This is a genomic window from Melissococcus plutonius ATCC 35311 (genome assembly GCF_000270185.1).
Taxonomy (GTDB): domain Bacteria; phylum Bacillota; class Bacilli; order Lactobacillales; family Enterococcaceae; genus Melissococcus; species Melissococcus plutonius.
Map to the genome: position 1 here is coordinate 945,835 of NC_015516.1, position 24,818 is coordinate 970,652.

At 32.2% G+C, this 24,818-nt stretch carries 22 protein-coding genes and 2 tRNA genes; 18 read left to right on the top strand and 6 right to left on the bottom strand.

Annotated features, from left to right (window positions below; genetic code table 11):
* Positions 1-69: 69 nt before the first annotated feature.
* On the bottom strand, positions 70-273 hold the full coding sequence (locus MPTP_RS09405; protein ID WP_013773797.1) for a hypothetical protein: 204 nt from the start codon (positions 271-273) through the stop codon (positions 70-72).
* A gap of 35 nt (positions 274-308) precedes the next feature.
* On the bottom strand, positions 309-1,157 hold the full coding sequence (locus MPTP_RS04000) for an aminotransferase class V-fold PLP-dependent enzyme (RefSeq protein ID WP_013773798.1): 849 nt from the start codon (positions 1,155-1,157) through the stop codon (positions 309-311).
* 94 nt (positions 1,158-1,251) lie between these two features.
* Between MPTP_RS04000 and nadB the strand changes: the two genes are divergently transcribed.
* The 8 genes from nadB (at position 1,252) to MPTP_RS04035 (ending at position 5,747) form a co-directional block, all read left to right on the top strand.
* Complete coding sequence (gene nadB / locus MPTP_RS04005) at positions 1,252-2,703, top strand: L-aspartate oxidase (RefSeq protein ID WP_080580428.1); 1,452 nt, start codon at positions 1,252-1,254, stop codon at positions 2,701-2,703.
* A 9-nt stretch (positions 2,704-2,712) separates the two neighbouring features.
* Positions 2,713-2,997: a beta/alpha barrel domain-containing protein gene (locus MPTP_RS10430; RefSeq protein ID WP_013773800.1), complete on the top strand. Its 285-nt coding sequence runs from the start codon at positions 2,713-2,715 to the stop codon at positions 2,995-2,997.
* Complete coding sequence (gene nadC / locus MPTP_RS04010) at positions 2,988-3,578, top strand: carboxylating nicotinate-nucleotide diphosphorylase (RefSeq protein WP_231849673.1); 591 nt, start codon at positions 2,988-2,990, stop codon at positions 3,576-3,578. The genes MPTP_RS10430 and nadC overlap by 10 nt, the downstream gene beginning before the upstream one ends.
* Complete coding sequence (nadA, locus tag MPTP_RS04015) at positions 3,556-4,650, top strand: quinolinate synthase NadA (RefSeq protein WP_013773802.1); 1,095 nt, start codon at positions 3,556-3,558, stop codon at positions 4,648-4,650. The genes nadC and nadA overlap by 23 nt, the downstream gene beginning before the upstream one ends.
* A gap of 228 nt (positions 4,651-4,878) precedes the next feature.
* Positions 4,879-5,157 carry a DUF2969 domain-containing protein gene (locus MPTP_RS04020; protein ID WP_013773803.1) on the top strand — a complete coding sequence of 93 codons (279 nt, stop codon included), beginning with the start codon at positions 4,879-4,881 and terminating at the stop codon, positions 5,155-5,157.
* Between the two features lie 82 nt (positions 5,158-5,239).
* Positions 5,240-5,320, top strand: a tRNA-Tyr gene (locus MPTP_RS04025).
* Positions 5,321-5,328: 8 nt separating this feature from the next.
* Positions 5,329-5,400, top strand: a tRNA-Gln gene (locus tag MPTP_RS04030).
* 164 nt (positions 5,401-5,564) lie between these two features.
* A complete protein-coding gene (locus MPTP_RS04035) occupies positions 5,565-5,747 on the top strand; it encodes a hypothetical protein (RefSeq protein WP_013773804.1) in 183 nt (60 codons plus the stop codon).
* Positions 5,748-5,860: 113 nt separating this feature from the next.
* On the opposite strand, the gene MPTP_RS04040 is transcribed toward MPTP_RS04035, so the two are convergent.
* Positions 5,861-6,427 (bottom strand): TetR/AcrR family transcriptional regulator, encoded by a 567-nt coding sequence (locus tag MPTP_RS04040; protein WP_172956385.1) that lies wholly within the window; start codon positions 6,425-6,427, stop codon positions 5,861-5,863.
* A gap of 224 nt (positions 6,428-6,651) precedes the next feature.
* Between MPTP_RS04040 and MPTP_RS04045 the strand changes: the two genes are divergently transcribed.
* Both MPTP_RS04045 and MPTP_RS04050 read left to right on the top strand, forming a co-directional pair.
* Positions 6,652-10,962, top strand: coding sequence for an acyl-CoA dehydratase activase-related protein (locus MPTP_RS04045; protein WP_080580439.1), 4,311 nt, complete (start codon positions 6,652-6,654; stop codon positions 10,960-10,962).
* Positions 10,963-11,297: 335 nt separating this feature from the next.
* Complete coding sequence (locus tag MPTP_RS04050; protein ID WP_013773807.1) at positions 11,298-12,005, top strand: GntR family transcriptional regulator; 708 nt, start codon at positions 11,298-11,300, stop codon at positions 12,003-12,005.
* A gap of 591 nt (positions 12,006-12,596) precedes the next feature.
* On the opposite strand, the gene MPTP_RS04055 is transcribed toward MPTP_RS04050, so the two are convergent.
* From MPTP_RS04055 to MPTP_RS04065, 3 genes are all read right to left on the bottom strand, one after another.
* Complete coding sequence (locus tag MPTP_RS04055; RefSeq protein ID WP_013773809.1) at positions 12,597-13,361, bottom strand: 3-oxoacyl-ACP reductase; 765 nt, start codon at positions 13,359-13,361, stop codon at positions 12,597-12,599.
* 104 nt (positions 13,362-13,465) lie between these two features.
* On the bottom strand, positions 13,466-13,699 hold the full coding sequence (locus MPTP_RS04060; RefSeq protein WP_013773810.1) for a DUF2829 domain-containing protein: 234 nt from the start codon (positions 13,697-13,699) through the stop codon (positions 13,466-13,468).
* Between the two features lie 11 nt (positions 13,700-13,710).
* Complete coding sequence (locus MPTP_RS04065; RefSeq protein ID WP_013773811.1) at positions 13,711-14,358, bottom strand: YigZ family protein; 648 nt, start codon at positions 14,356-14,358, stop codon at positions 13,711-13,713.
* 328 nt (positions 14,359-14,686) lie between these two features.
* Here MPTP_RS04065 and MPTP_RS04070 point away from each other — a divergent pair, with 328 nt between their 5' ends.
* From MPTP_RS04070 to cls, 8 genes are all read left to right on the top strand, one after another.
* Entirely contained in the window at positions 14,687-16,009 is a 1,323-nt protein-coding gene (locus MPTP_RS04070) for a DEAD/DEAH box helicase (protein WP_013773812.1), read from the top strand.
* The gene (locus tag MPTP_RS04075; RefSeq protein WP_013773813.1) at positions 15,999-16,685 is read left to right on the top strand and encodes a ComF family protein; all 687 of its coding nucleotides are present in this window, start codon (positions 15,999-16,001) and stop codon (positions 16,683-16,685) included. The genes MPTP_RS04070 and MPTP_RS04075 overlap by 11 nt, the downstream gene beginning before the upstream one ends.
* Before the next feature lie 128 nt (positions 16,686-16,813).
* Positions 16,814-17,362, top strand: a complete 549-nt coding sequence (hpf, locus tag MPTP_RS04080; protein ID WP_041363540.1) for a ribosome hibernation-promoting factor, HPF/YfiA family — start codon at positions 16,814-16,816, stop codon at positions 17,360-17,362.
* A 335-nt stretch (positions 17,363-17,697) separates the two neighbouring features.
* The gene (secA, locus tag MPTP_RS04085; protein ID WP_013773815.1) at positions 17,698-20,226 is read left to right on the top strand and encodes a preprotein translocase subunit SecA; all 2,529 of its coding nucleotides are present in this window, start codon (positions 17,698-17,700) and stop codon (positions 20,224-20,226) included.
* Positions 20,227-20,358: 132 nt separating this feature from the next.
* Positions 20,359-21,463, top strand: a protein-coding gene (gene prfB, locus MPTP_RS04090; RefSeq protein WP_099046185.1) for a peptide chain release factor 2 whose coding sequence is annotated in 2 segments (ribosomal slippage) — positions 20,359-20,430 and positions 20,432-21,463 — 1,104 coding nt in all. Because the reading frame shifts where the segments join, the coding sequence is not laid out codon by codon here.
* Positions 21,464-21,563: 100 nt separating this feature from the next.
* The gene (gene ftsE, locus MPTP_RS04095) at positions 21,564-22,250 is read left to right on the top strand and encodes a cell division ATP-binding protein FtsE (protein ID WP_013773817.1); all 687 of its coding nucleotides are present in this window, start codon (positions 21,564-21,566) and stop codon (positions 22,248-22,250) included.
* Positions 22,243-23,127, top strand: a complete 885-nt coding sequence (gene ftsX / locus MPTP_RS04100; protein WP_013773818.1) for a permease-like cell division protein FtsX — start codon at positions 22,243-22,245, stop codon at positions 23,125-23,127. The genes ftsE and ftsX overlap by 8 nt, the downstream gene beginning before the upstream one ends.
* A gap of 110 nt (positions 23,128-23,237) precedes the next feature.
* The gene (cls, locus tag MPTP_RS04105) at positions 23,238-24,683 is read left to right on the top strand and encodes a cardiolipin synthase (protein ID WP_013773819.1); all 1,446 of its coding nucleotides are present in this window, start codon (positions 23,238-23,240) and stop codon (positions 24,681-24,683) included.
* The last annotated feature ends 135 nt before the right edge of the window (positions 24,684-24,818 follow it).

The following is a 24,818-nucleotide window of genomic DNA, read 5'->3' on the forward strand; positions in this document are numbered from 1 at the left end:
AATGATCAAGGAGTTTTTATAGTAACTTAATAAATTTATTAAGAAAAACCAAGAAAAAAATTTAGATGATTAATTGGTTTCGATTTTTTTTAAAGTAGAAAGAAATATTTCAATTTCTGATAGAGTTGTTTTTTTACCAAAAGAAATCCGAATAAAACGTTGTGCTTTTTCTGTTGTAAAGTTTAAAGCGATTAAAGCTGGATCGATCATCCCACCTGTGTGACAAGAAGAGCTCGTTGAGATATAAATTCCTTGTTCAGATAACTCTTCCATAATAGAATCACCAAATTTTTTTGGAGAAAATAAACCTATAATACCAAAATAAGTCGTATAGGTAGAAAAATTTTCCCAATTAGGTAATTTTTTAAAATAAATTGGTTTAGTTCATCTACCTGTCTAGCAAAGGCAGCTTGATGTTGTATTGCTTCATATGTTGCAGTAGTAAAACTTGCAATACTTGGTAGGTCAATTGTTCCTGCGCGGAATCCTTGTTCATGCACTGTTCCTTTAATAATAGGTGTAAAGGAAATTTCTGGATTTAAATATAATAAACCACAGCCTTTGGGTCCACCGATTTTATGAGAAGCACTACTCCAAGAAGTAACATTTTTTGGTAAAGGGAATTTTCCAAAACTTTGCACACAATCACAATGAAATAACCCACCTTTTTCACGAACATAAGAAGAAAGTTCCTCAATATTTTGAATAATGCCAGTAATAGAATTTATTTGTTGGACCACAACTAATCCCGTTCGTTCAGTCCATGAAGAAGCCAAACTTTTAATCGTTACTTGACCATTTTCTAGTGGAAGTATTGTTAGTTCAATCTCTGGCTGACTGGCAAAAAAGTTTAGAATGCTAGAATGTTCTAATGGACTAACTAGAACCTGTTTTTTATCAGCAGGTAAATAATTTAAACTAAGTTGTAAAGCTAAATGATTACTTTCTGTTCCGCCTGAAGTGAATAGCAAACTTGTAGCTGGTAAAGCCAATAGTTGACTTAGTTGCCCTCTGCAATAATCTAGCAAACTTTGTGCTTTTTGTCCGGCAATATGGCCGCTGTTTGCATTGCCAAAATACTCTGTTGCAGTCTCAATGTAGACCTTTTTTGCTTCATCGGTCATAGGAACGGTAGCTGCATAATCCAAATAGATCATATAGAAAAATCTCCTTTATGTGTCTTGCTATATATGGTAGAATAAACTGTAATTGGTGTCAAGACACATTGGATAGTGAGGGATCTCCTTTTATATGAATAAGGTCATTATTATTGGTTCGGGTTTAGCGGCCTGTCAGACAGCTAGATTATTACAAAATTCTGTGGATGTTAGTATCTACACTAAGGGAACACGAGATGAATGTAACTCCATGTTAGCACAGGGAGGAATTGCTACTGCATTGTCAAAAGAAGACACATGGCAATCACATTATCAGGATACATTGAATGCAGGTGTACAACATAACAATCAAACAGCTACAAAAATTCTAGTTAAAGAAGGAATCAAGGAAATAAATGAATTATTAGCAGAAGGTATGATTTTCGATCATGATTCACAGGGAAATTTGTGCTTTGGGTTAGAGGGTGCACATACTTTACCACGTATTTTGCATTGCCATGGCGACCAAACAGGAAAATACTTAACATCATTTGTACAAAAACAATTGAATCAAGTAGACTGGCAAGAAAATTGTATGGTTGTTGATCTTTTAACCGATCAATTTGGTTGTTATGGCATTCGTTATATAGATAAAAATAATCAATTAAATGAAGCACTTGCAGATTTTGTTGTGCTTGCAACAGGAGGAGTAGGTGGTTTATATCCACTTTCAAGCAATAACCATACTATTACAAGTGATGGGTTAGCAATGGCTACCCGTGCACAGGCAAAATTATCAGACATGGAATTTATTCAATTTCATCCAACTTTACTAACTAAAAATGGTAGATGTTATGGATTAGTTTCAGAAGCTGTGCGTGGGGCAGGTGCTATATTAGTGGATGAAAAAGGACATCATTTGTTAACTGATTATCCCTTAAAAGACTTGTCGCCTCGTGATATTGTTGCAAGAGAATTGACAAAGGCTTATGAAGAAGGACATCAAGTATATCTAGATATTTCGATGATTGATTCCTTTGAATTAAAATTTCCACAAATTACAAAAAATTTAATTCAACAAAATATTCCCTTTACAAAAACTAAAAAAATTCCTGTTAGACCAGGTGTTCATTTTATAATGGGTGGCGTTCAAACAAATTATTTTGGAGAAACTACTGTGAATCATCTTTATGCAGTTGGCGAAATAGCTTGTACAGGCGTTCATGGTGCGAATCGTTTAGCAAGCAATTCCTTATTAGAATGTTTGGTTTTTGGTCGACGTGTGGCTTCTCAAATTCTTATGGAAAAAGGCGTGATAGATAAGAATAAAAAAAGCAATCTCCAAACAGAAAGAATAAATGAATTTTCAATACCAGAAAGGCAAAAATTACAACAAGAGGCCTGGAAATGGATTGGAGTTGAGCGTACAAAGGTGGGTATGCAACATCTATTGAATTGGTTAGAACAATATAACTATCATGTTTTACCGAGGGATCTTACATGTGAACAAATAGAAACAGCAAATCTCTGCTTAACGGCTGAAATCATCACTAAAGCAGCATTAAATCGAACAATTAGTTTAGGTGCACATGCTAGAAAGGATTAAAAATTAGAAATGAATTATTTACAATTAAAAAAAGCATTGAGCGATTTTCTGAATGAGGATATTGGTCGAGGAGACCAAAGTGTTGCAACTATTTTTTCTCAAACAGATATTAGTGAAGGAGAATTTCTACTTAAAGAAGATGGTGTAATTTGTGGTTTATTTTTAGCTCCTATGATCTATCATTTATTAGGAGAAGAGGGAGCTGTTCATTTTGAAGTATTGGTTTCAGAGGGAAGCTTTCAAAAAAAGGAACGATTATTGCCCGAGTCTGTGGACCTACTCAAATTTTATTAACTGCTGAACGCTTAATTTTAAATTTATGGCAACGGATGGGTGGAATTGCTCAAGCAACGAGACAGGCAATAGAAACATTGGATGATAAAACAATTCGAATCTGTGATACTCGTAAAACAGCTCCTGGACTAAGACAATTTGACAAGTATGCAGTCAAACAGGGTGGAGGATTTAACCATCGAATGGGACTGGATGACTGTATTATGCTAAAAGACAATCATATTGCCTTTTCAGGCGGAATTACTAAAGCAATAGAGAAAGTACGTAAAAATTGTGAACATACTATAAAAATCGAAGTAGAAATTGAAACTCTGGATCAATTTAAAGAGGCAGTTGCTGCCCGGGCAGATATTATTATGCTTGATAATCGGACCCCTGAAGAAGTTTGTGAATATTTGAATTATAATCAAGGAATAATGACAGAGGTTTCTGGAGGTATTCAATTAGATAATTTAGCAGCTTATAGAGGATATGGTGCTGATTACCTTTCTTTAGGCTATTTAACCCATTCTGTGAAAGCTTTAGATATTAGTTTTAATAGTTTGGAAGGAAAAAAGTATGAATATTTTAAATACATTTAAGCAGCAACAAATCCCATCTAGTTATTTAGAAGAAAATGATGAAACATTAAAAAAATTAATTTTGTCAGCAAAAAAACAGCTAGGTGATCAACTGTTAATTCTTGCCCACCATTATCAAAAAGATGAGGTGGTTGATCTAGCAGACGAAATAGGAGATTCTTTACAACTCGCACAAATAGCCAATAAAAATCAGTCGGCTAAGTATATTGTTTTTTGTGGGGTTCATTTTATGGCTGAAACAGCAGATATGTTGACTCGAAAAAGTCAAAAAGTAATTTTGCCAGACTTAAATGCAGGTTGTTCAATGGCAGATATGGCCAACCCTTATCAATTACAGAGGGCCTGGGAAGCTTTACAACAGAAATATCCAGATGAAATTCTTCCCATTACTTATATTAATTCGAGTGCAGCAATTAAGGCTTTTGTTGGTAAAAATGGAGGTTTAATTGTTACTTCAAGTAATGCAGAAAAAATCATTAGCTGGGCTTTTACACAGAAAAAAAGAATTTTCTTTTTGCCAGATCAACACTTAGGTAGAAATACTGCTTTTCATATGGGCATTCCACTTTCAGACATGGCGCTTTGGGATCCAGTAACCAATCAACTAAAAGGCGATCTAAAAAGAGATATACAGGTTATTTTATGGAACGGTTGGTGTTCTGTTCATCAACAATTTACCTTGGAGCAAATCAATGCATTACGAGAAAAAGATTCAACAATCAAAATTGTTGTTCATCCAGAATGTTCACATGAAATTGTTGAGGCAGAAGATGCCTATGGGTCAACCAATAAAATTTTACAAATCGTTCAAAGTTCACCTGTTGATACTCATTGGGCTATTGGAACAGATAATAATTTAGTGAGTAGAATGAAAAAAGCATTACCACAAAAAATTTCTTTTCTTAATCCTAATTCATGTCCTTGTATGACAATGAATCGAATAAAATTACCAAATTTGGCTTGGTGTGTCAATGAATTAGCACAGAAGAAAGAAAATAATATTATTTGTGTTGATGAAGAAACAACGAATGCTTCTTTGGCCGCTTTAGATAAAATGTTTTCTTGTCATTAAATAGATATTTATGAAACATAATAATGAAATATTAAAATTGAAAATAGTAACTATTCATTATTTTAGATATATTTTTGTTGATTACTGTTTTTATAGCATGGTTAGCGTAGATGATTAAATCATTGTATCGACTTAGGTAAATGCGTCTTTTTTATACTAGAAAAATCTAGATATCTATAAATTCAAATATAGAACGAATAACAATAACACTAGCGTATAATTTTGTTGTTGAATCTATCTATTCATGCTATCATAATTTTTCGGAGGGAAGAATATGTCAAAAAAAATAAAGATATTGAAATTCGGATAGAAGAAGGAAAAATCATACGCAATAATCAACAATACCCAGTGAATAAATTGTTTATTGGAAAAAAAGAAATTGGGCAAACGGTTCAACTGACACCAAATAAAATAGCAGTAGAATTAGATGGAAAACAAGAATTAATGACAAAAACAATCAATGAAGCATTCGAATATATTATCCGTCAATGGAACCTTAATAATTAAAATTGCTAATTTTTAAATTTTATGCTTGCATTTTTTTGTAAAATTGTGTATATTAATTAAGTCAGGTTGTTAGTTAACTGATGGAGGAGTAGCGAAGTGGCTAAACGCGGTGGACTGTAAATCCATTCCTTTTGGTTCAGTGGTTCGAATCCACTCTCCTCCATTTAATTATGGGGTATAGCCAAGCGGTAAGGCAACGGACTTTGACTCCGTCATGCGTTGGTTCGAATCCAGCTACCCCAGTCTTTTCGAAAGTAATAGGATTACTATTTTAAAAAATAGTAATCCTATTTTTTATATTACATCCAACTATTTTTAAATTTTTGTTATATCTTTAACAATTGACAAATATATTACTAACCAGTTATGATAAAATGAAAAAAAAATAGAAAAAGAGGCGAAGAACAATGAGCTTAAAAGAAAAAATTACTGATACAACAGAAAGATTGTATGATTTAGCAAATAATGGCAGGTATCATGTAGAAGTAAATATGTTTCCAAGAAAAAAAGACACCAATAAGAAAATTGGAATTCATGCTGTTTCTACTAGAAATACTTCTCATAATAAAAAATGGCGCGCAAAGAATTAAATAAATAGTATCAAATAAAAATCAAAGATTGGCCCATTCGTTTAAAGAAGTTGCTTTTCATTCTATAAAGCTTTATTTTTTAAAATTCTTTAACTAGTATAGCCAATCTTTTTTTATTGTTCAATTTTAATACCTAGAACGGTTAAATGACTATTTGAAACTAGTTTAATAACTAGTTGTGCTAAATGATTCGCTGTCATATCTGTGTTACTAGTAATCCACCAATGCAGTGTACCAATAAAGATAGAAGTGATATATTCAATAATAAAATCAATAGGAACTTCGATATCATTTTCTGTAATTTTTAATTTAGCAAAAATATTGGAATACTTCTCAGAAAGAATTTTTGCTAGACGCTTACGTAGTAATTCATTTGTGTTGCTCTCCATAACAGTTAAAAAGAATTGTTTGTTTTCATAAATATCAATATAGCCACGTGTCAGTAGAGATTCTATGTATTTTATTCTAATACAATTATCTTGAACAAAATTATCTGAATCTAAAACAGAAATACACACATTAACAGCAAAATCAAAAACATATTCAAATAGATTTTGTTTATCTTTGAAATGAGCATAAAAAGTTGTTCTATTAATCATCGCTTCATTAGCAATGTCTTGAACAGTCACTGCATGATATCCTTTTTCATTAACCAATTTAAAAAATGCATCAATAATCATTTTTTGTGTTCGTCTAACACGCAAATCTTTTTTCTTTTCCAAGTGAATTTTCCTTCCCCATTAAACAACATAATTAAAAAAATTGTTGTTTATCTTACGAATTCAACAATTTTGCTTATTGCTTTTTGTTTATAATCTTTCTAAAATATACGTATGTATTATAGCAGACAACCTGTTTATTAATCAACAGATTGTTTGTTAAATGGGTTTTGAAGGGAGTTAGACTGGTGCTAAAAGTTGGAATAGATGTTGGTTCAACAACAGTCAAGATGGTCATTTTAAATGAAAAAAATACATTAATTTTTTCTAATTATGAACGTCATTATTCAGATATAAAAGAAGCAACAAAGAAAGTATTGCAACAAGGTATGACATACATTGGCAAAAAGGTTCCGATTAAAATAGCTATTACTGGTTCAGGTGGTATAGGTTTGGCAGATGTTTTACATATTCCTTTTGTTCAGGAAGTAATTGCTTGTACGAAAACAATTGAAGAATTAATTTCTGAGACTGACGTTGCCATCGAATTAGGTGGTGAGGATGCAAAAATTACCTTTTTTGATGGAGCTTTAGACCAACGAATGAATGGTAGTTGTGCCGGTGGAACGGGTGCGTTTATAGATCAAATGGCAACTTTATTAAAAACAGATGCTCATGGATTGAATGAACTGGCTAAAGATTATCAAACAATTTATCCAATTGCTTCAAGATGTGGTGTATTTGCTAAAACAGATGTACAGCCATTACTTAATGAAGGCGCTGAAAAAGCAGATATTGCTGCTAGTATTTTACAAGCAGTTGTGAATCAAACAATTACTGGTTTAGCATCTGGTAGAAAGATTCATGGCAAAATTGCCTTTCTTGGTGGACCACTATCTTTTATGTCCGAACTTAGAAAAAGATTTATAGAAACTTTAGCTATTCAGCCATATAATATAATTTTTCCCGATAATTCACAATTATTTGTGGCTATAGGTGCTGCTATGTATGCAGATGAAGAAGTTGAAGAAACATTTTTAGAAAAAATGATGGCTATTCTGATGCAGGATAATTTAACGCAATTAAAAGCTAGTGAAACCCTAGCTCCTTTATTTAACGATCAAGAAGAATTAGAGGCATTTAGAAAGCGACATAATCAAGCAATAATCAATCATAAATGTTTTTCTGATCATCATGTTGTAACATTTTTGGGGATTGATGCTGGTTCAACAACTATGAAAGTTACGCTCATTGATGAAGAAGGAAATCTTTTATTCACATTTTACGGAAACAATGATGGACAACCATTAGAAAAAGCAAGGACAGTATTGGAAGATCTATATAAACAGATGCCCCAGGATGTTTTTATTGGTAAGGCAGCTATTACTGGTTATGGAGAAGGATTAATCAAAAATGCATTAAAAGTTGATATTGGCGAAGTAGAAACTGTTGCTCATTATAAAGCAGCAGATTATTTTCAACCAGGCGTTGATTTTATTCTTGATATTGGTGGTCAGGATATGAAAGCCATGACGATTAAGAATGGTATCTTGTCTTCTATCCAGTTAAATGAAGCCTGTTCTTCAGGATGTGGTTCCTTTATAGAAACATTTGCCGAATCCTTAAATTATAATGTTAAAGATTTTGCATTGAAAGCTTTAACTTCTAAGGCACCTGCTGATCTTGGTTCACGTTGTACGGTCTTTATGAATTCTAAGGTCAAGCAAGTACAAAAAGAAGGAGCAAAAGTGGCCGACATTTCTGCCGGTCTTTCCTACTCAGTCATAAAAAATGCGATGTATAAAGTTATAAAGGTTAGGAATGCGAAAGATTTAGGAACAAAAATTGTTTGTCAGGGTGGAACATTTTACAATGAATCTGTGTTACGAGCTTTTGAATTAATTAGTGGTAGAGAAGTAATCAGACCACCTATTGCAGGTTTAATGGGTGCATATGGAGCTGCCTTGATTGCGCTTGAAGAATATGAATTGGGGGATGTAACAACCCTATTGCCACTTGATCAGTTGCAGGCTTTTAAAACTAAAAAGGAATTTACCCATTGTGGGCTTTGTGAAAATAATTGTTTATTAACTATGACTATTTTCTCTGATGGACGTCAATTTATTACAAGAAATCGATGTGAACGTGGTGCAAAAATCAAGATAAAAAAGACAGATCGTCGAATAAATTTAGTTGATTATAAATATCGTAAACTTTTTAACTATCATCCTCTAAAAGAACAGGAGGCTACTCGGGGAAAAATTGGGCTTCCACGTGCTTTAAATCTATTTGAAAATTATCCGTTATGGTTTACTTTTTTTACAGAATTGGGCTTTAGAGTAGAACTATCACAACGTTCTTCTAAGGAATTATATGAAAATGGAATAGAAACGATTCCAAGTGATACGATATGTTATCCGGCTAAAATTACTCATGGACATATTCAGGATCTAATTCATTCAGGAATAAATCGAATTTTTTATCCAGGTGTGATTTTTGAACGTGAAGAAGGAAAAACAGATAACCATTATAATTGTCCAATTGTTCAAAGTTATCCAGATGTCATTAAAAACAACATAGATGAAATTCGTTTTGGCCAGGTAGATTATTATGACCCATATATCAATTTAGGAAATGAAGAATCAGTTGTTAAGGTTTTGACAGAAACATTTAAAGATTTAGGAATCACTCAAGCTGAAATTGCTACAGCTTTACATCATGGTTATGAAGAATTAGAAAGTTTCAAAGCAGATATTCGTAAAAAAGGTGAAGATACACTATTAAAAATGAACCAAAATGGAGAAAAAGGTATTGTTCTTGCTGGTAGACCTTATCATTTAGATCCTGAAATTAATCATGGAATTGCTGAGATGATTATACAGGAAGGATTCCATGTTTTAACTGAAGATAGTATTGCTCATTTAGGTGACGTAGAGAAGTTGAGAGTAGTAAATCAATGGATTTACCATTCTCGTCTATATGCAGCAGCAAATGTAGTAGCAAAAATGAAAAATCTTGAACTTGTTCAACTAAACTCATTTGGATGTGGAATTGATGCTGTAACAACAGATCAAGTAGAAGAAATAATGGCAAAACAGGGTAAAATCTATACTGTTTTAAAGATTGATGAAGGTTCAAATTTAGGAGCAATTCGCATTCGATTACGTTCATTAAAAGCTTCTATCAAGGAACGCGAAAAATATCACATTGAACCAGTTATTGAAGAGAAAAATCAACCGAATAGAATTATTTTTACAAAAAAGATGAAGAATAATTACACACTACTTATGCCTATGTTGAGTCCAATTCATCAATCAGGATTGGTTGATTTGGCACTCAATGTATCCGGATATAATGTAATTTGTTTACCTGCTGAAAATAAAAATAGTGTTAATGTGGGGTTTCAATATGTTAATAATGATGCTTGTTATCCAGCAATCATCTCGATTGGTCAGATCATTGAGGCACTAAAAAGTGGCGATTATGATTTAAATTACATAGGTGTTATGATGACTCAAACAGGCGGCGGTTGTCGGGCAACAAATTATATTCCTTTACTTCGAAAAGCTTTAAATGATGCTGGTTTTTCACAAGTACCAATTATTTCTATTTCAATGGGAAATAAGGGTGTTGAAAAAAATGCTGGTTTTAAATTTACGCTTCCACTAATAAAACGGGTAGCTATTGCATTTTTATATGGGGACTTATTTGAACGAATGGTTTACCGAACACGACCTTATGAGGCAATTAAAGGATCTGTTGATGCATTGCATCAAACTTGGTTAAAAAAAGTTGAAAAAAACGTTCGGAACGGTTCATTAACACAATTTAATAGAAATGCACAAAACATTATTAATGACTTTGATAAAATTGAACTAAGGAATATTCAAAAACCACGTGTTGGTATTGTTGGTGAAATTCTTGTTAAATATTCACCAATTGCGAATAATAATATTGTTAGATTGCTAGAAAAAGAGGGAGCAGAAGTAATTGTTCCAGATATCATTGGTTTTATGAATTATTCTCTTTATAATCAAATATTTAAATACCAAAACCTAGGTATGACAAAAAAAAGTAAAAATATCGCTCAATTAATGCTTCGGATCATTCATTTAATTGAAAAACCAATGGATAAAGCATTACGAGCTTCTAAACGCTTTGAAGGAATTCATTCAATTAATGAATTGGAAGAAGATGCTAGTAAAATAGTATCGATTGGGAATCATACAGGTGAAGGCTGGTTTTTAACAGGTGAAATGATTGAATTGTTAAAGATGGATATTACCAATATTATTTGTTTGCAGCCATTTGGTTGTTTGCCAAATCATATCGTTGGTAAAGGAGTTCTGAAAGAATTGAAACGACAATATCCTAAAGCGAATGTTACTGCAATTGATTACGATCCAGGAACTTCAATAGTTAATCAGTTGAATCGAATTCGCTTAATGATGGCAACAGCAAATAAAATGATGAAGAAAAAAGAAACATCAGAAATATCAATGAAAGAATTAAATGCCAATACAAGTACTTATGAATTAGAAAATGAAATCAAGTAATAAATGAGATAAAAAATGCTAGAGAGTTTGAAAACTCTCTAGCATTTTTTTGATTGTTATATCATCTCTAATAAAAATAAAAAAATGCTTTTAGTGAAATGAAAATCATTAAAATTCATTCAAATGAATGGTAGTTCAAACGAATGATTGTTCAGCTAGCTATTTTGTCATCAAAAATAAATTGGAATAATGTAACTAGCAATTCATAAATTTTATTCGTTGCCTAGTTATTTTGTAATATTAATATAAAAGAAGAAATAATGTACCATTTGCTGTTGTTCTGTTGGTGTATACCAGTTATAATAAAAAGGAAAGATAAAAAGGGAGGTTATCAAATGTCTTTAAATGTACCAATTTATATTCAAATACATGATAAAATCAAGGAAGATATTGAAAAAGGTGTTTGGTCAATTGGAGATCGTCTTCCTTCGGAGCGAAAGCTAGCTCTATCATTTAACGTTAGTCGTATGACATTAAGACAGGCTATTCAAACGTTATCTGATGAAGGAATTTTAGAGAGAAAAATCGGATCAGGTACCTATATAGCTAGAAAAAAAGTGCAGGAAAAGATGACTGGCACAACAAGCTTTACAGACATTATGTTGGAACAGAACCGAATTCCATCCAGTAAAACCATTTCCTACTTTGTTACTAATCCCAGCTCTAGCGAGTTAGAAAAATTAAATTTAAATGAAGAGACCTCCATTTTAAGAATGGAACGAATTCGATATGCTGATGAAATTCCTATTTGTTTTGAGGTCGCTAGTATTCCTTATTTTTTGGTAGAAGGATACAGTAAATCAGAAATTACTCAATCATTGTATAAAACACTTGAAGAAAAAGGGAAAAATAAAATTGGGCATGCAAATCAAACGATTTCGGCCATGCTGGCATCTGAACAGATTGCTGATTATTTAGAAATTAAACGTGGTGAGGCTGTCTTACGACTCCGTCAGATCTCTTACTTTGAAAATGGCAAACCATTTGAATACGTAAGAACACAGTACGTAGGTAATCGATTTGAATTTTATTTAGAAAAATAACTAGTGACTAACCTGTATATTAAGAATTAATAGAAAGCAATCATTTGTTAATTTTCTTATAGCTATTTAACCAAAATGAAATAATCATCTATTATTTTAAGTATTGTTTAATAAAAAATAGTAAAATGAAAAATAGGTTTTTAAGAAAGAAAATTATTTTTCATTTTACTATTTTTATTTTAATAATTTAATTCTATTAATGAAAAATAAAATGATAGTTTTAACGGTTATAGAAGATAATTTTTTAACTAATGATGAACAGAATTTCAGAAACAGATAGAAAACAGAAAATGTAAATTACTTGTGATTGTTAACAAAATAGGCTAACAAATCAGCAATAGTAACTCGTTTTATCTTAATAATTGCTTGTTTTTTATTATGAATTAAGAAAGAATTAATGCGAGAAAACTAGAAATAATTTTGATTGTATAATCGATTGAATCAAAAAACTGACTCTTTTATAAAATTATCTATCTTAAAATAAGCTAATTTAATCGCAAACAAGGTAAATAACCAATGAATTTGAACAATTCTATTTAATTTTAAATGAATCATGGTACTTTTTTTGACTTTATTAATAGCTACATGGCGTTATTTTTCCATCCATCCACCATCAATAGGCAAAATTGAACCATGAATGTAATCAGCATGGTGACTGGCAAGAAATAAGGTTAGATCAGCTACCTCAGAAGGTTGTGCCCAACGTCCAGCTGGCGTTTCGTTTGCTACCCATTCGGCTATTTTTCCATCGCCAGCAAAATCTGCTGCGTTCATAGGTGTTTTAATTGCGCCAGGTGCAATACCATTCACACGTATACCTTTAGAACAATAATCATAATCAAGTTGTTTTGTATAACCGACAATTGCATGCTTTGAAGCTGTATAGGCAGCACCTCCACCACCTGCTAAAAAACCTGCTATAGAAGTCATATTAATAATGACACCATGATTATTTTTAAGCATACCTGGCAAAATAGCGTTTGTCGTTAGAAATACACCACCCAAATTGACGGCTAAAATATTTTTCCATTCTTTTTCTGTTACTTCTAATGTTGGTTTGTAAGCATCGAGTAACCCAGCAGTATTTAAAAGAATATCAATTGATCCGAGTTCTTGTTTTACCTGCATGACTGCTGCTAGAACATCAGCTTTTTTCGAAACATCTCCAACAGCATAACTGAATTGGCCTGGTTTATCACAGCATTTTTTAGCTGTTTCGATTAATCCAGCTTGATTTTTATCAAATCCAAAAACATATGCACCTTGTTGAATAAAAGCAGTTGCTTGTGCTTGCCCAATACCAGAAGCAGCTCCGGTAATAAAAACACCTTTTTTGTTAAATTCTTTAAAAATCACAAGATATTCTCCTTTGTTGAATAGATATAAAACATAAAGTTACAAAAATATCGAACAAAACAAAATCAAATTATTTAATTTAAACAAGTAAAGCAAGAATCAAGTTAGTCATTCACAAGTAACCAATCTTCGGCCAATACATCACACGGAGTTGGCGAAAACATACTATATCCTTCATCAGAAGTTTTGATTAGGAAATAAGGTGTACTGGGTAGAGGATTGCCGTAATGATTATAAAGTTCCTTTCTTAATTCAATAAATAATTCTGAACCATCCCATCCACTTCGAACTGCTTTTTTGCCTTTTTTTATTGCTGGTAATATTTCTTCAAAAGTCATAAAAATCACTCCTATTTTTTTATTAATGGAATTTCTCGATAAGAGCACCCATTTTGTTCAATTGTCAATTGACCATTCAAAAGTTCTGTAATTGCTTGGATAAAAATTTCTTTTTTATCTTCTTCAACTGAACAAATTAATTGAACATCTTCTTGATAACGTTTTTCTATTAAATAATAAGAAAGATGACTATCAAAGAAGGCTTGTACTTTGCCTAGTTGGGCATAATGAATCGTTAAAACAATGGTTTGTTGTAGTCTTCCTTCTACCAATCCGACCTCATCTAGTGTTTGGGTAACTGCTTGTGTGTATGCTCGAATTAATCCACCTGTGCCAAGTTTAATTCCGCCAAAATAACGGGTTACTACAGCAACAAGATTTTCTAGTTGATTTTTTCTTAATACCTCTAACATAGGCATCCCTGCTGTTCCGCTAGGTTCACCATCATCACTACTATGTTGCAGCATGCTTTTTTCCAAATTAATAATAAACGCATGACAATGATGATTCGCTTTATATTCTTCTTTTTTTCTTTGATCAATAAAATTTTTTGCTTCTTCTTCTGAGGAAACACTTTTTAATGAACAAATAAAACGTGACTTTTTAATCATCAGCTCACTTTCACCATCTTGTAAGATCGTAATATAATTTTTCTGCATCGCTGTATCCTTTCATTATCATCAAAATAACAATTCAAATCAAATTTAGTATAGAAAAAATAAGTAAAAAATGCAATTCTTAGTAGCAATAATTTTTATCATTATCCAATCAAAATATGATTTTTTTATATAATTAACACAAATAAAATATAAGATTTTTTATCTACCTGAAACTACATGAGTTAAAGTTAATTAAAATCTAAATAGTCAATTTTATAGAAAAAAAGCCAACTATTAATCAAAAAATTCGGCTATTCTGGATTTATTTTTAAAACCTAGCATTTATAATAAATTATTTTCTGCGTATATTTAATATGAGGTGAAAATAATGGAAGAATTATGGGGAAGGAAGGTGTTATTAACCGAACTTTCAAAAGAAGCTAATTTAGAAACAGCGATAGAATTACCTACAATGAAATCACTCAATGCTCTTTTCATTCAATGCTTACGTTGTGGAACAGTTCTAAAAAAGACAGAGACATATTTAACAGAAGGCTATTATTGTTTTGCATGTATTCAATTAGGAAGAGTAGATACCATGAAGAAATTTTACCACCTACCAGAACCAGAAAAACAAGTCAGAAATATCCAATTTATCTGGAAGGGAACACTGACAGCAGGACAACAAGAGGTATCCATCTACCTAAATGAAAACGTTAGAAGTAAGCAAGAGCAACTACTTTGGGCTGTGACAGGTGCAGGCAAGACAGAGATGTTATTTAATACGATCTACGATTGTTTAAAAAATGGCGAGCGAATAGGACTTGCTTCACCGCGTGTAGATGTCTGTATAGAACTATATCCAAGACTGCAAGCAGTATTTCCAAAAGAGCGGATTACCTTATTGCATGGCAAAATGGACGAACCTTATTACTATACTAAATTTGTTATTTGTACAACACATCAACTTTTACGTTTTTACCAAGCTTTTGATTTATTAATTATTGATGAAGTAGATGCTTTTCCATTTGTCAATAATGCCATGTTAGAATATGCTGTCAATCAAGCATTAAAACCAATGGGTAGCCTCGTTTATTTAACAGCAACACCTACAAAAACATTAATAAAAAAAATCCAACAAAGGCAGCTTGCTGTCAAAGTTTTACCGGCTAGATATCATCGTAGAAAGCTGCCAGTTCCACAATTAAAATGGTGGAATCACTGGCAGCAAAAGTTAGTTGAAGGAAAAGAATTCTTTAAAATTTGTCAACTTATTACCTCTTTATTACAAGAAAATAATGTATTAATTTTTTGTCCAACGATTCAATTGGTTCAATTATTTAAAAATCATTTAGTGAAACAATTCCCTGGTGTTTCTATTGAAAGTATCCATGCTAAAGATGAAAGGCGTTTAGAAAAAGTACAAAAAATGCGTAATCAACAAATACGTATATTGATTACTTCAACAATCTTAGAAAGAGGAGTAACATTTGATCAAGTTTCAGTGATTATTTTAGGGGCAAATCATAAAATATTTTCAACAGCTGCCTTGGTTCAAATTGCAGGTAGGGTTGATCGTAAAAATGTATATACAAGAGGAGAAGTTTGGTTTGTACATGATGGTAAAACAAGCGAAATGGTTCAGGCCATGAAACAAATTAAGCACATGAATAGTCAAGCTAAAAGGAGAAAACTAATAGATGAGATGTAATTATTGTCAACAGTTATTTACAGAATTACCTTCTTTAAAACTGCTTTTTTCTTTTCAAAGTATTTCAGAGCATTCCCTATGTCCTGTTTGTCTTTCCAGGTTCCATTATTTACCTAAGAAAAATGTTTGTTATGGTTGTCACCGAGTTACAAATCGTAGATATTGTAGTGATTGTTTAACATGGAAAAGTCTTTATCCTCAGTATAATTTTCATCATGAAGCATTATTTGTTTATAATAAAGCAATGCAGGAATGGTTTAAAGCTTATAAGTTTTCGGGTGATTATCGTTTACGATTTTGTTTTTCAACTATTCTAAAACATCATTTTAAATCAAAGAAGAGAAAAATGATTATTCCATTACCTGTTTCAAAACAACGGAAGAAGATACAAAGATTTAATCAGGTAGAAGGACTACTTTCTGCCGCTAACATTGATTATCATGCCTATTTAGCTAGAATATCTGAAGATAAACCTCAATCCAAGAAAAAGAAAGATGAGAGAATGAATCAGCCACAACCCTTTATTGTCATAGAAAAGAAACAAGAAATATTGAGAGGAAAAGAAGTCGTTTTGGTTGATGATATCTATACAACAGGACGAACCTTATTTCATGCAGCAGAAGTAATCCTAGAATGCAATCCTGCAAAATTGGAGACGTTTACTCTTGCTCGATAGGAAGAAAGAAAAATTTCCAATTTTGTTGGCAAAAAATAGATTTTTAGATATAATGGTAGTAAGAAGAGAGAATAAAAGAAAAAGGTTTCTAATTCTTTCTTTAGTAGTAGAGGAAAGGGTAAATGTTTATGTTTAGATATAATGTACGTGGTGAAAATATTGAAGTTACGGAAGCAATACGTAACTATATAGAAAAAAAAGTTGGCAAATTAGAAAGATATTTCAATGATTCGCCTGTAGCGACTGTACATGCAAACTTAAAAGTTTATACTGAAAAAACAGCAAAAGTAGAGGTGACAATCCCTCTTCCTTACTTGGTTCTACGTGCTGAAGAAACATCACCAGATTTATATGCAAGTATTGATTTGGTCGTGGATAAATTAGAAAGACAAATTCGTAAATTTAAAACAAGAATTAATAGAAAATCTAGAGAAACGGGGATCGACACTGCAAAGGCATCTGTATTTTTAAATGATGAAGGTACAGAAGATCCAACCGATCTTGATATTGTTCGTACAAAACGTTTATCATTAAAACCGATGGATAGTGAAGAAGCTGTTTTGCAGATGAACATGCTTGGACATAATTTCTTCATTTTTGAAGATTCGGAAACCAATGGTACAAGTATTGTTTATCGTCGTAAAGATGGTAAATATGGATTAATTGAGACAAATTAATGGTAGAATAAACAAATCTTATTATTAAAGAGGATGGAAAGTATTTTATAAAGTATATATCTTCTGAGGTAGTATTTTGTATTTATAGATAATTTTAGTAATCTGAAGTTATCTATAAATACAAAATACTACTTTAATTTATTCTTAGTTTTTTAATCAAATTAGATAAAAATAGTTTTTATTATACATTTTATTTTTTTATTATAAAAATAAGTAGAATATATAATAAAATTAGCACAAGCTGTTTTATTTATTAAAGACTAATGATAGAATAAAGAAGTGAATACAATTCTATAGAAAATAAAAAGGGTTGATTGAAAGGAACACATACTCAAATGGTAAATTTTTTAAAAAAAATGATTGAAAATGATAAAAAAGAATTGAAACGCTTATCTGGAATTGCGGATAAGGTGGAAAGCCATGCTTCAGAAATGGCCCAATTAACTGATGAACAGTTAACAAGTAAAACAGAAGAATTTAAAGAACGTTATCAAAAAGGTGAGACACTAGATGAACTTTTACCTGAAGCTTTTGCAGTTGTTCGAGAAGGAGCAAAGCGGGTTTTAGGCCTTTACCCTTACTATGTACAACTTTTAGGAGGCATTGTTCTTCATGATGGAAATATTCCAGAAATGAAAACAGGGGAAGGAAAGACTTTAACTGCAACAATGCCCGTTTATTTGAATGCTTTGACAGGTGAAGGTGTCCATGTTGTAACTGTTAATGAATATTTAGCAACACGGGATTCAAATGAAATGGGAGAACTCTATAACTTTTTAGGATTAAGTGTTGGCCTCAATATTAACTCTAAGTCTCCGGAAGAAAAACGAATCGCTTATCAATGTGATATTACATATAGTACAAATAATGAATTAGGATTTGACTATTTACGTGATAATATGGTTGTTTACAAAAGTGAGATGGTTCAACGGCCATTAAATTATGCTATTGTGGATGAAGTAGATTCAATTTTGATTGATGAAGCTAGAACACCATTGATTATTTCTGGTCAGGCAGAAAAATCAACAGCATTATATACACGAACAGATAATTTCGTTAAAAGATTAAAAAATGAAGATGATTATAAGATTGATATTCAATCTAAAACAATCGGCTTAACTGAAACAGGTATTGAAAAAGCAGAACAAACATTTGGATTGGAAAATCTTTATGATATTGAGAATACAGCTTTAACTCATCATATGGATCAAGCATTGCGCGCAAATTATATTATGATCCGGGATATTGATTATGTTGTTCAAGAAGGAAAAGTTTTAATTGTTGACCAGTTTACTGGACGTATTATGGACGGTCGTCGTTATTCTGATGGATTGCATCAAGCAATTGAAGCTAAAGAAGGCGTTGAAATTGAAGATGAAACAAAAACGATGGCAACCATTACCTTCCAAAATTATTTCCGAATGTATAAAAAATTAGCTGGGATGACTGGAACAGCTAAAACTGAAGAAGAAGAATTTCGTGAAATCTATAATATGCAAGTTATCCAAATTCCAACAAATAAACCAATTGTGCGTCAAGATAAATCTGACTTGCTTTATCCAACACTGAAAAGTAAATTCTTAGCTGTGGCAGAGGATATAGCAGATCGCTATCATAAAGGACAGCCTGTACTTGTAGGGACGGTTGCAGTAGAAACCTCTGAATTACTTTCTAACATGTTGAACCAAGCTAAAATTCCACATGAAGTGTTAAATGCTAAAAATCACTTTAAAGAAGCGGAAATTATTATGAATGCTGGACAAAAAGGTGCAGTAACGATTGCAACAAATATGGCTGGTCGCGGAACCGATATTAAATTGGGTCCTGAAGTTGTTGAATTAGGTGGATTAGCCGTTATTGGAACAGAACGTCACGAATCTCGCCGGATTGATAATCAGCTTCGTGGTCGTTCAGGACGTCAAGGAGATCCAGGTAGTACACAATTTTATCTTTCATTAGAAGATGATTTAATGAAGCGGTTTGGATCTGAAAGGATCAAGGCTTTCTTAGAAAGAATGAAGATTGAAGAAGAAGACGCGGTTATCCAAAGTAAAATGCTAACCAGACAAGTAGAATCAGCACAAAAACGTGTAGAAGGTAACAATTATGATACACGTAAGAATGTTTTACAATACGATGATGTTATGCGGGAACAACGTGAAGTTATCTATGCACAGCGTAAAAAAGTTATTATGGAAGAAGATAATTTAACCGAAGTATTAATGAGCATGGTAAAACGTACAATTGAAAGAATTGTAGATAGCCATACGCAGGCAGAAAAGGTCGATTGGAATTTCGATGGGATCATAGATTTTGCTGGTTCTGTCTTAGTTCATGAAGATTCTATTTCCATTCATGATATTGAAAATAAAACACAGGATGAAATCAAGGCTTATTTAATCCAACGTGCCCAAGAAGTATTTGATACAAAAGCAAGTCAACTGAATGGCACAGAACAAATGCTTGAATTTCAAAAAGTTGTTATTTTACGTGTTGTAGATACAAAATGGACAGATCACATTGATGCAATGGACCAATTACGTCAATCAGTTGGATTGCGTGCTTATGGACAAAATAACCCATTGGTTGAATATCAAACTGAAGGATATCGCATGTTTGAGGAAATGATTGGTGCAATTGAATATGATGTTACTAGATTATTTATGAAATCTGAAATTCGCCAAAACGTTCAAAGAGAACAGGTTGTACAGGGTGAAGCAAACAAGGTTGGAGAAGAAGATGAAGTACAAAGTAATACCAATGCTAAAAAACAACCAGTTCGAGTAAACAAAGTAGGACGTAATGATCCTTGCCCATGTGGCAGTGGTAAAAAATTTAAGAATTGCCATGGTAAAAATGCTTAATAAGACTTAATAAGATACAAAGACTATTAAGAATTTAACAATTTACAGATGCCTTCTTATTTTGATAAAAAGAAAATGGCGTGGGATTTACTTTTCTCACGCTTTTGTACATAACAACGAAGGGAGTTAATTATGGAAAATATAGAAATTCGTAATTTATTAGATGAAATTGATCAATCAATGAATAGCTTTAGGAGGTCTCTTTGACTTAGAAACATTAGAGATGAATATTGCAGAAGCAGAAAATCAAATGGCAGATGTAAACTTTTGGAATAATGCCAAGCAAGCACAACAAATTATTAATGAAACAAATAGAGAAAAAGAAAAATACCAGCAATTTAATCAATTGGCAGATGAATTAGAAGAATTAGAAATTATGTATGAATTGCAGCAAGTCGATTTTGATGAAGCAATCCAAACAGAACTGATACAACGGATTAAGCAGCTTGAAAAGCAATTAAAAACTTATGAATTGGCTTTGTTACTAAATGGTCCGTATGATAAAAACAATGCCATTGTTGAATTTCATCCAGGTGCAGGTGGTACAGAATCACAGGATTGGGGAAGTATGCTGCTTAGAATGTATATGCGTTGGGCAGAAAGTCGAAATTTTCAGATAGAAGTATTAGATTATCAAGCTGGCGATGAAGCTGGAATTAAGAGTGTTACTCTATTAATCAAAGGGTATAATGCCTATGGTTATTTGAAATCTGAAAAGGGTGTTCACCGTTTAGTTCGCATCTCACCATTTGATTCAGCCAAACGTAGACATACATCTTTTTGTTCTGTTGATATCATGCCGGAATTGGATGAAACAATTGAAATTGACATTAATCCAGATGATTTAAAAGTAGACACCTATCGTGCAAGTGGTGCAGGTGGGCAGCATATTAATAAAACAGAATCTGCTGTTAGAATTACCCATATACCAACGTCTACTGTGGTTTCAAGTCAGGCACAACGTTCCCAATTAAAAAATAGGGAACAAGCAATGAAGACACTTAAGTCAAAACTATATCAGTTAGAAATGGAAAAGAAAGCACAAGAGTCTGCTGAGCTTAGAGGCGAGCAACTAGAGATCGGCTGGGGCTCGCAAATTCGTTCTTATGTATTTCATCCTTATTCTATGGTAAAAGATCATCGGACAAATATGGAAACAGGTAATGTCCAAGCAGTGATGGACGGTGAAATTGATAATTTTATTGATGCTTATTTAAAATGGCAACTAGATGATTAATTTTTGCAAATGAAATAGAAACGTAAACTATTGAAAAAAGCCTGCAATATTTTCGTGTTATAATAAGTTGTATTTAAGAAAAAGGATGGAGAGAAATGTCATGATTGAAATGAAGGATGTAACAAAGAAATATTCAAATGGCACTACAGCCGTACGAAATATTTCTATAAAAATTGGCCAAGGCGAATTTGTTTATATTGTTGGTCCATCTGGTGCAGGAAAATCAACATTTATTAAATTACTATATCGTGAAGAAAAAGCATCTAAGGGCAATTTAATCGTTGCAGATCATGACTTAATTAAAATTAAAAATAGTGAAGTTCCCTATTTACGAAGAGAAATAGGTATTGTCTTTCAAGATTATAAATTACTGCCAAGAAAAACGGTGTATGAAAATGTTGCTTATGCCATGCAGGTTATTGGAAGAAAACAAAGAGAAATAAAGAAACGTGTCATGGAAGTTTTAGATCTAGTCGGTTTAAAACATAAAGTTCGAGTATTTCCAAGCGAACTTTCTGGCGGAGAGCAACAACGTGTTTCAATTGCACGAGCAATTGTCAATACACCTAAAGTGTTGATTGCAGATGAACCAACAGGAAATCTTGATCCAGAAAATTCCTGGGAAATTATGAAATTACTCGATCGTATTAATGCACAGGGAACAACTATTTTAATGGCTACACATAATAGTACAATTGTAAATACAATTCGTCATAGGGTAGTGGCGATTGAAAATGGTCGAATTATTCGTGATCAAGTGGAAGGAGAATACGGATACGATGATTAAAACCTTCTTTTCACATATTTTTGAAAGTATAAAAAGTTTAAAAAGAAATGGTTGGATGACAATTGCTTCAGCTAGTGCTGTAACAATTACGCTAATATTAGTTGGTATTTTTATGTCTATTATTTTTAATGCAACGAAACTAGCCAGAGATGTAGAAGGAAATGTTACGGTTTCGGTATTTATAGATATTGGTACTTCAAAACAAGACATACATAATTTAAAAACAAAATTAAGTAATCTTCCTAATGTTGAATCTATTTCTTATTCAAACAAAGATCAACAATTGAAGAGAATTCAAAAGCAAATGGGAAGTGCTTGGAATTTATTTGAGGGAGATAGTAATCCATTGTATGATGTGTATTGTATACAGGCCAAAGAGCCAACAGATACAAAGGGAATAGCCAAACAAGCAGAAAAAATGCCAAATGTTTTTAAAGCTAACTATGGCGGTGTATCTTCCGATAAAATTTTTAGAATAGCAGCAACGGTTAGAACATGGGGATTAGCTGCGGCCATATTATTATTATTTGTTGCGGTATTCTTAATTTCAAACACTATCCGTATCACAATTTTATCTCGTAAAAGAGAGATTCATATTATGCGATTGGTTGGTGCCAAAAATGGTTTTATTCGCTGGCCATTCTTTTTAGAAGGAGCTTGGATTGGATTATTTGGTGCCATTATACCTGTTGTTATTTTAACGATTGGTTATCAACAATTCTATAATATATTTAACCCACAACTTTTACGATCCAATTATTCACTATTAAAACCAGAAAACTTTGTAATGAAAATTGATGTATTGATGGTATTCATTGGTATGCTTATAGGTTCTTTAGGATCGGTCATCTCAATGAGAAGATTTTTGAAAATGTAGATAAAAATAGTAAGTAAAGAAAAAGCAGACAAATTTGTCTGCTTTTTCTTTACTTATACTTTAAACTTAGTTATCCTAAAAGATAATGGGATTATGAGGTGTAAAGTGAAATGAGTATCATAAATAATTTATTTTCTGTTATTTTTTTTATAAATATTTTATTATCTTTAATCATTGTTTTTCGAGAGAGAAAACAGACTGCACAAACATGGGCTTGGTTATTAGTTCTTTTATTTATACCAATCTTAGGTTTTGTTCTCTATATATTTTTAGGAAAGGGAATTTCTAAAGAACGAATTTTCGATATGAAAATGCAGGCAAAAATTGGGATGAATGCCGAAATTGAAAAAGAAAAGCAGACCCTTATCCAAGGCATGTTTCCACACCCAGCTACAGGATTAGCAGATTCTAAACAGTTGATTTATATGCTAACTGTGTTTGAAGGTGCATTATACACAACCGATAATGAAATTGAGCTTTATACAGATGGCTACGAAAAATTTGATGCACTTTTAGCTGATATTGATCGAGCAACAGATCATATTCATATGGAATATTATATTTATCGAAATGATCGATTGGGAAAAGAAGTACGTGAAGCATTAACTCGGGCAGCAAAACGGGGTGTTCGTGTTCGTCTTCTTCTGGACGCATGGGGTTCAACACATGTAAATATGCATTTTTTTGAAAAATTAAAAGCAGCAGGTGGAGAAATTTCTTTCTTTTTTCCTTTATTTGTTCCTTATTTAAATCCAAGAATTAATTATAGAAATCATCGAAAAATTGTAGTCATTGATGGTTATATCGGGTATACGGGAGGATTTAATGTTGGCATTGAATATCTTGGTGAAGTAGAAAAATTTGGCTATTGGCGTGACAATCATTTACGTATTCATGGATCAGCTGTATATAGTTTGCAGAATCGTTTTTTAATGGACTGGAATTCACAACATACAAAAGAAATTGGCTATGAAAAATCCCTATTTCCAAAAATTCATTCTAATGGGCAAAAAGCGGTTCAAATTGTTACCAGTGGACCTGATTCTGAACATGAACAAATTAAAATGACTTATTTGAAAATGATTTCATCTGCAAAGAAAGAAATTTTAATTCAGACTCCTTATTATATTCCAAATGCTTCGATTCATGAAGCCTTAAAGCTTGCTTTATTATCAGGTGTTAAAGTCCGTATGCAGATTCCTAATAAACCTGATCATTTACTTGTATATTGGGCGACTTATTCTTTCGCTGCTGAGTTGTTAGAATATGGCGCAATTATTGAAACCTATGAAAATGGATTTATTCATGCCAAAACGATGATTATTGATGGCGGAATAGTATCTGTTGGTTCGGCGAATATTGATGTTCGTTCGTTTAGGTTAGATTTTGAAGTAAATACGATTATTTATGATCAATTGTTCTCAGAGAAAGTTCGTCAAGCCTTCTTTGAAGATGTTAAGGTATCTGAGCTCTTAACGATTGAAAAATATCAGCAACGTGGCAAAATTATTAGGCTGAAAGAAGGATTGGCTCGACTAATTTCACCATTGTTATAAAAATATTTAGGATTGAATGAATGTAATTCTGTTTATGAAAATGAAAGGTAGTTTTTTCAGTTTGTTTTCATCTTTTTTAAATTTATCTTTATCTTTCCTTTTATCTTTAGTAAAATAAAGTTGTTCCATGAAAAA

Coding starts and splice junctions, on each gene's coding strand:
- MPTP_RS04070 (WP_013773812.1), top strand. CDS start 14,687: ATGGAAGAATTATGGGGAAGGAAGGTGTTATTAACCGAACTTTCAAAA.
- MPTP_RS04060 (WP_013773810.1), bottom strand. CDS start 13,699: ATGACTTTTGAAGAAATATTACCAGCAATAAAAAAAGGCAAAAAAGCA.
- hpf (WP_041363540.1), top strand. CDS start 16,814: ATGTTTAGATATAATGTACGTGGTGAAAATATTGAAGTTACGGAAGCA.
- ftsX (WP_013773818.1), top strand. CDS start 22,243: ATGATTAAAACCTTCTTTTCACATATTTTTGAAAGTATAAAAAGTTTA.
- MPTP_RS10430 (WP_013773800.1), top strand. CDS start 2,713: ATGAATTATTTACAATTAAAAAAAGCATTGAGCGATTTTCTGAATGAG.
- MPTP_RS04075 (WP_013773813.1), top strand. CDS start 15,999: ATGAGATGTAATTATTGTCAACAGTTATTTACAGAATTACCTTCTTTA.
- MPTP_RS04065 (WP_013773811.1), bottom strand. CDS start 14,358: ATGCAGAAAAATTATATTACGATCTTACAAGATGGTGAAAGTGAGCTG.
- MPTP_RS04035 (WP_013773804.1), top strand. CDS start 5,565: ATGAGCTTAAAAGAAAAAATTACTGATACAACAGAAAGATTGTATGAT.
- MPTP_RS09405 (WP_013773797.1), bottom strand. CDS start 273: ATGGAAGAGTTATCTGAACAAGGAATTTATATCTCAACGAGCTCTTCT.
- MPTP_RS04000 (WP_013773798.1), bottom strand. CDS start 1,157: ATGATCTATTTGGATTATGCAGCTACCGTTCCTATGACCGATGAAGCA.
- ftsE (WP_013773817.1), top strand. CDS start 21,564: ATGATTGAAATGAAGGATGTAACAAAGAAATATTCAAATGGCACTACA.
- MPTP_RS04050 (WP_013773807.1), top strand. CDS start 11,298: ATGTCTTTAAATGTACCAATTTATATTCAAATACATGATAAAATCAAG.
- nadA (WP_013773802.1), top strand. CDS start 3,556: ATGAATATTTTAAATACATTTAAGCAGCAACAAATCCCATCTAGTTAT.
- secA (WP_013773815.1), top strand. CDS start 17,698: ATGGTAAATTTTTTAAAAAAAATGATTGAAAATGATAAAAAAGAATTG.
- cls (WP_013773819.1), top strand. CDS start 23,238: ATGAGTATCATAAATAATTTATTTTCTGTTATTTTTTTTATAAATATT.
- MPTP_RS04040 (WP_172956385.1), bottom strand. CDS start 6,427: ATGATTATTGATGCATTTTTTAAATTGGTTAATGAAAAAGGATATCAT.
- nadB (WP_080580428.1), top strand. CDS start 1,252: ATGAATAAGGTCATTATTATTGGTTCGGGTTTAGCGGCCTGTCAGACA.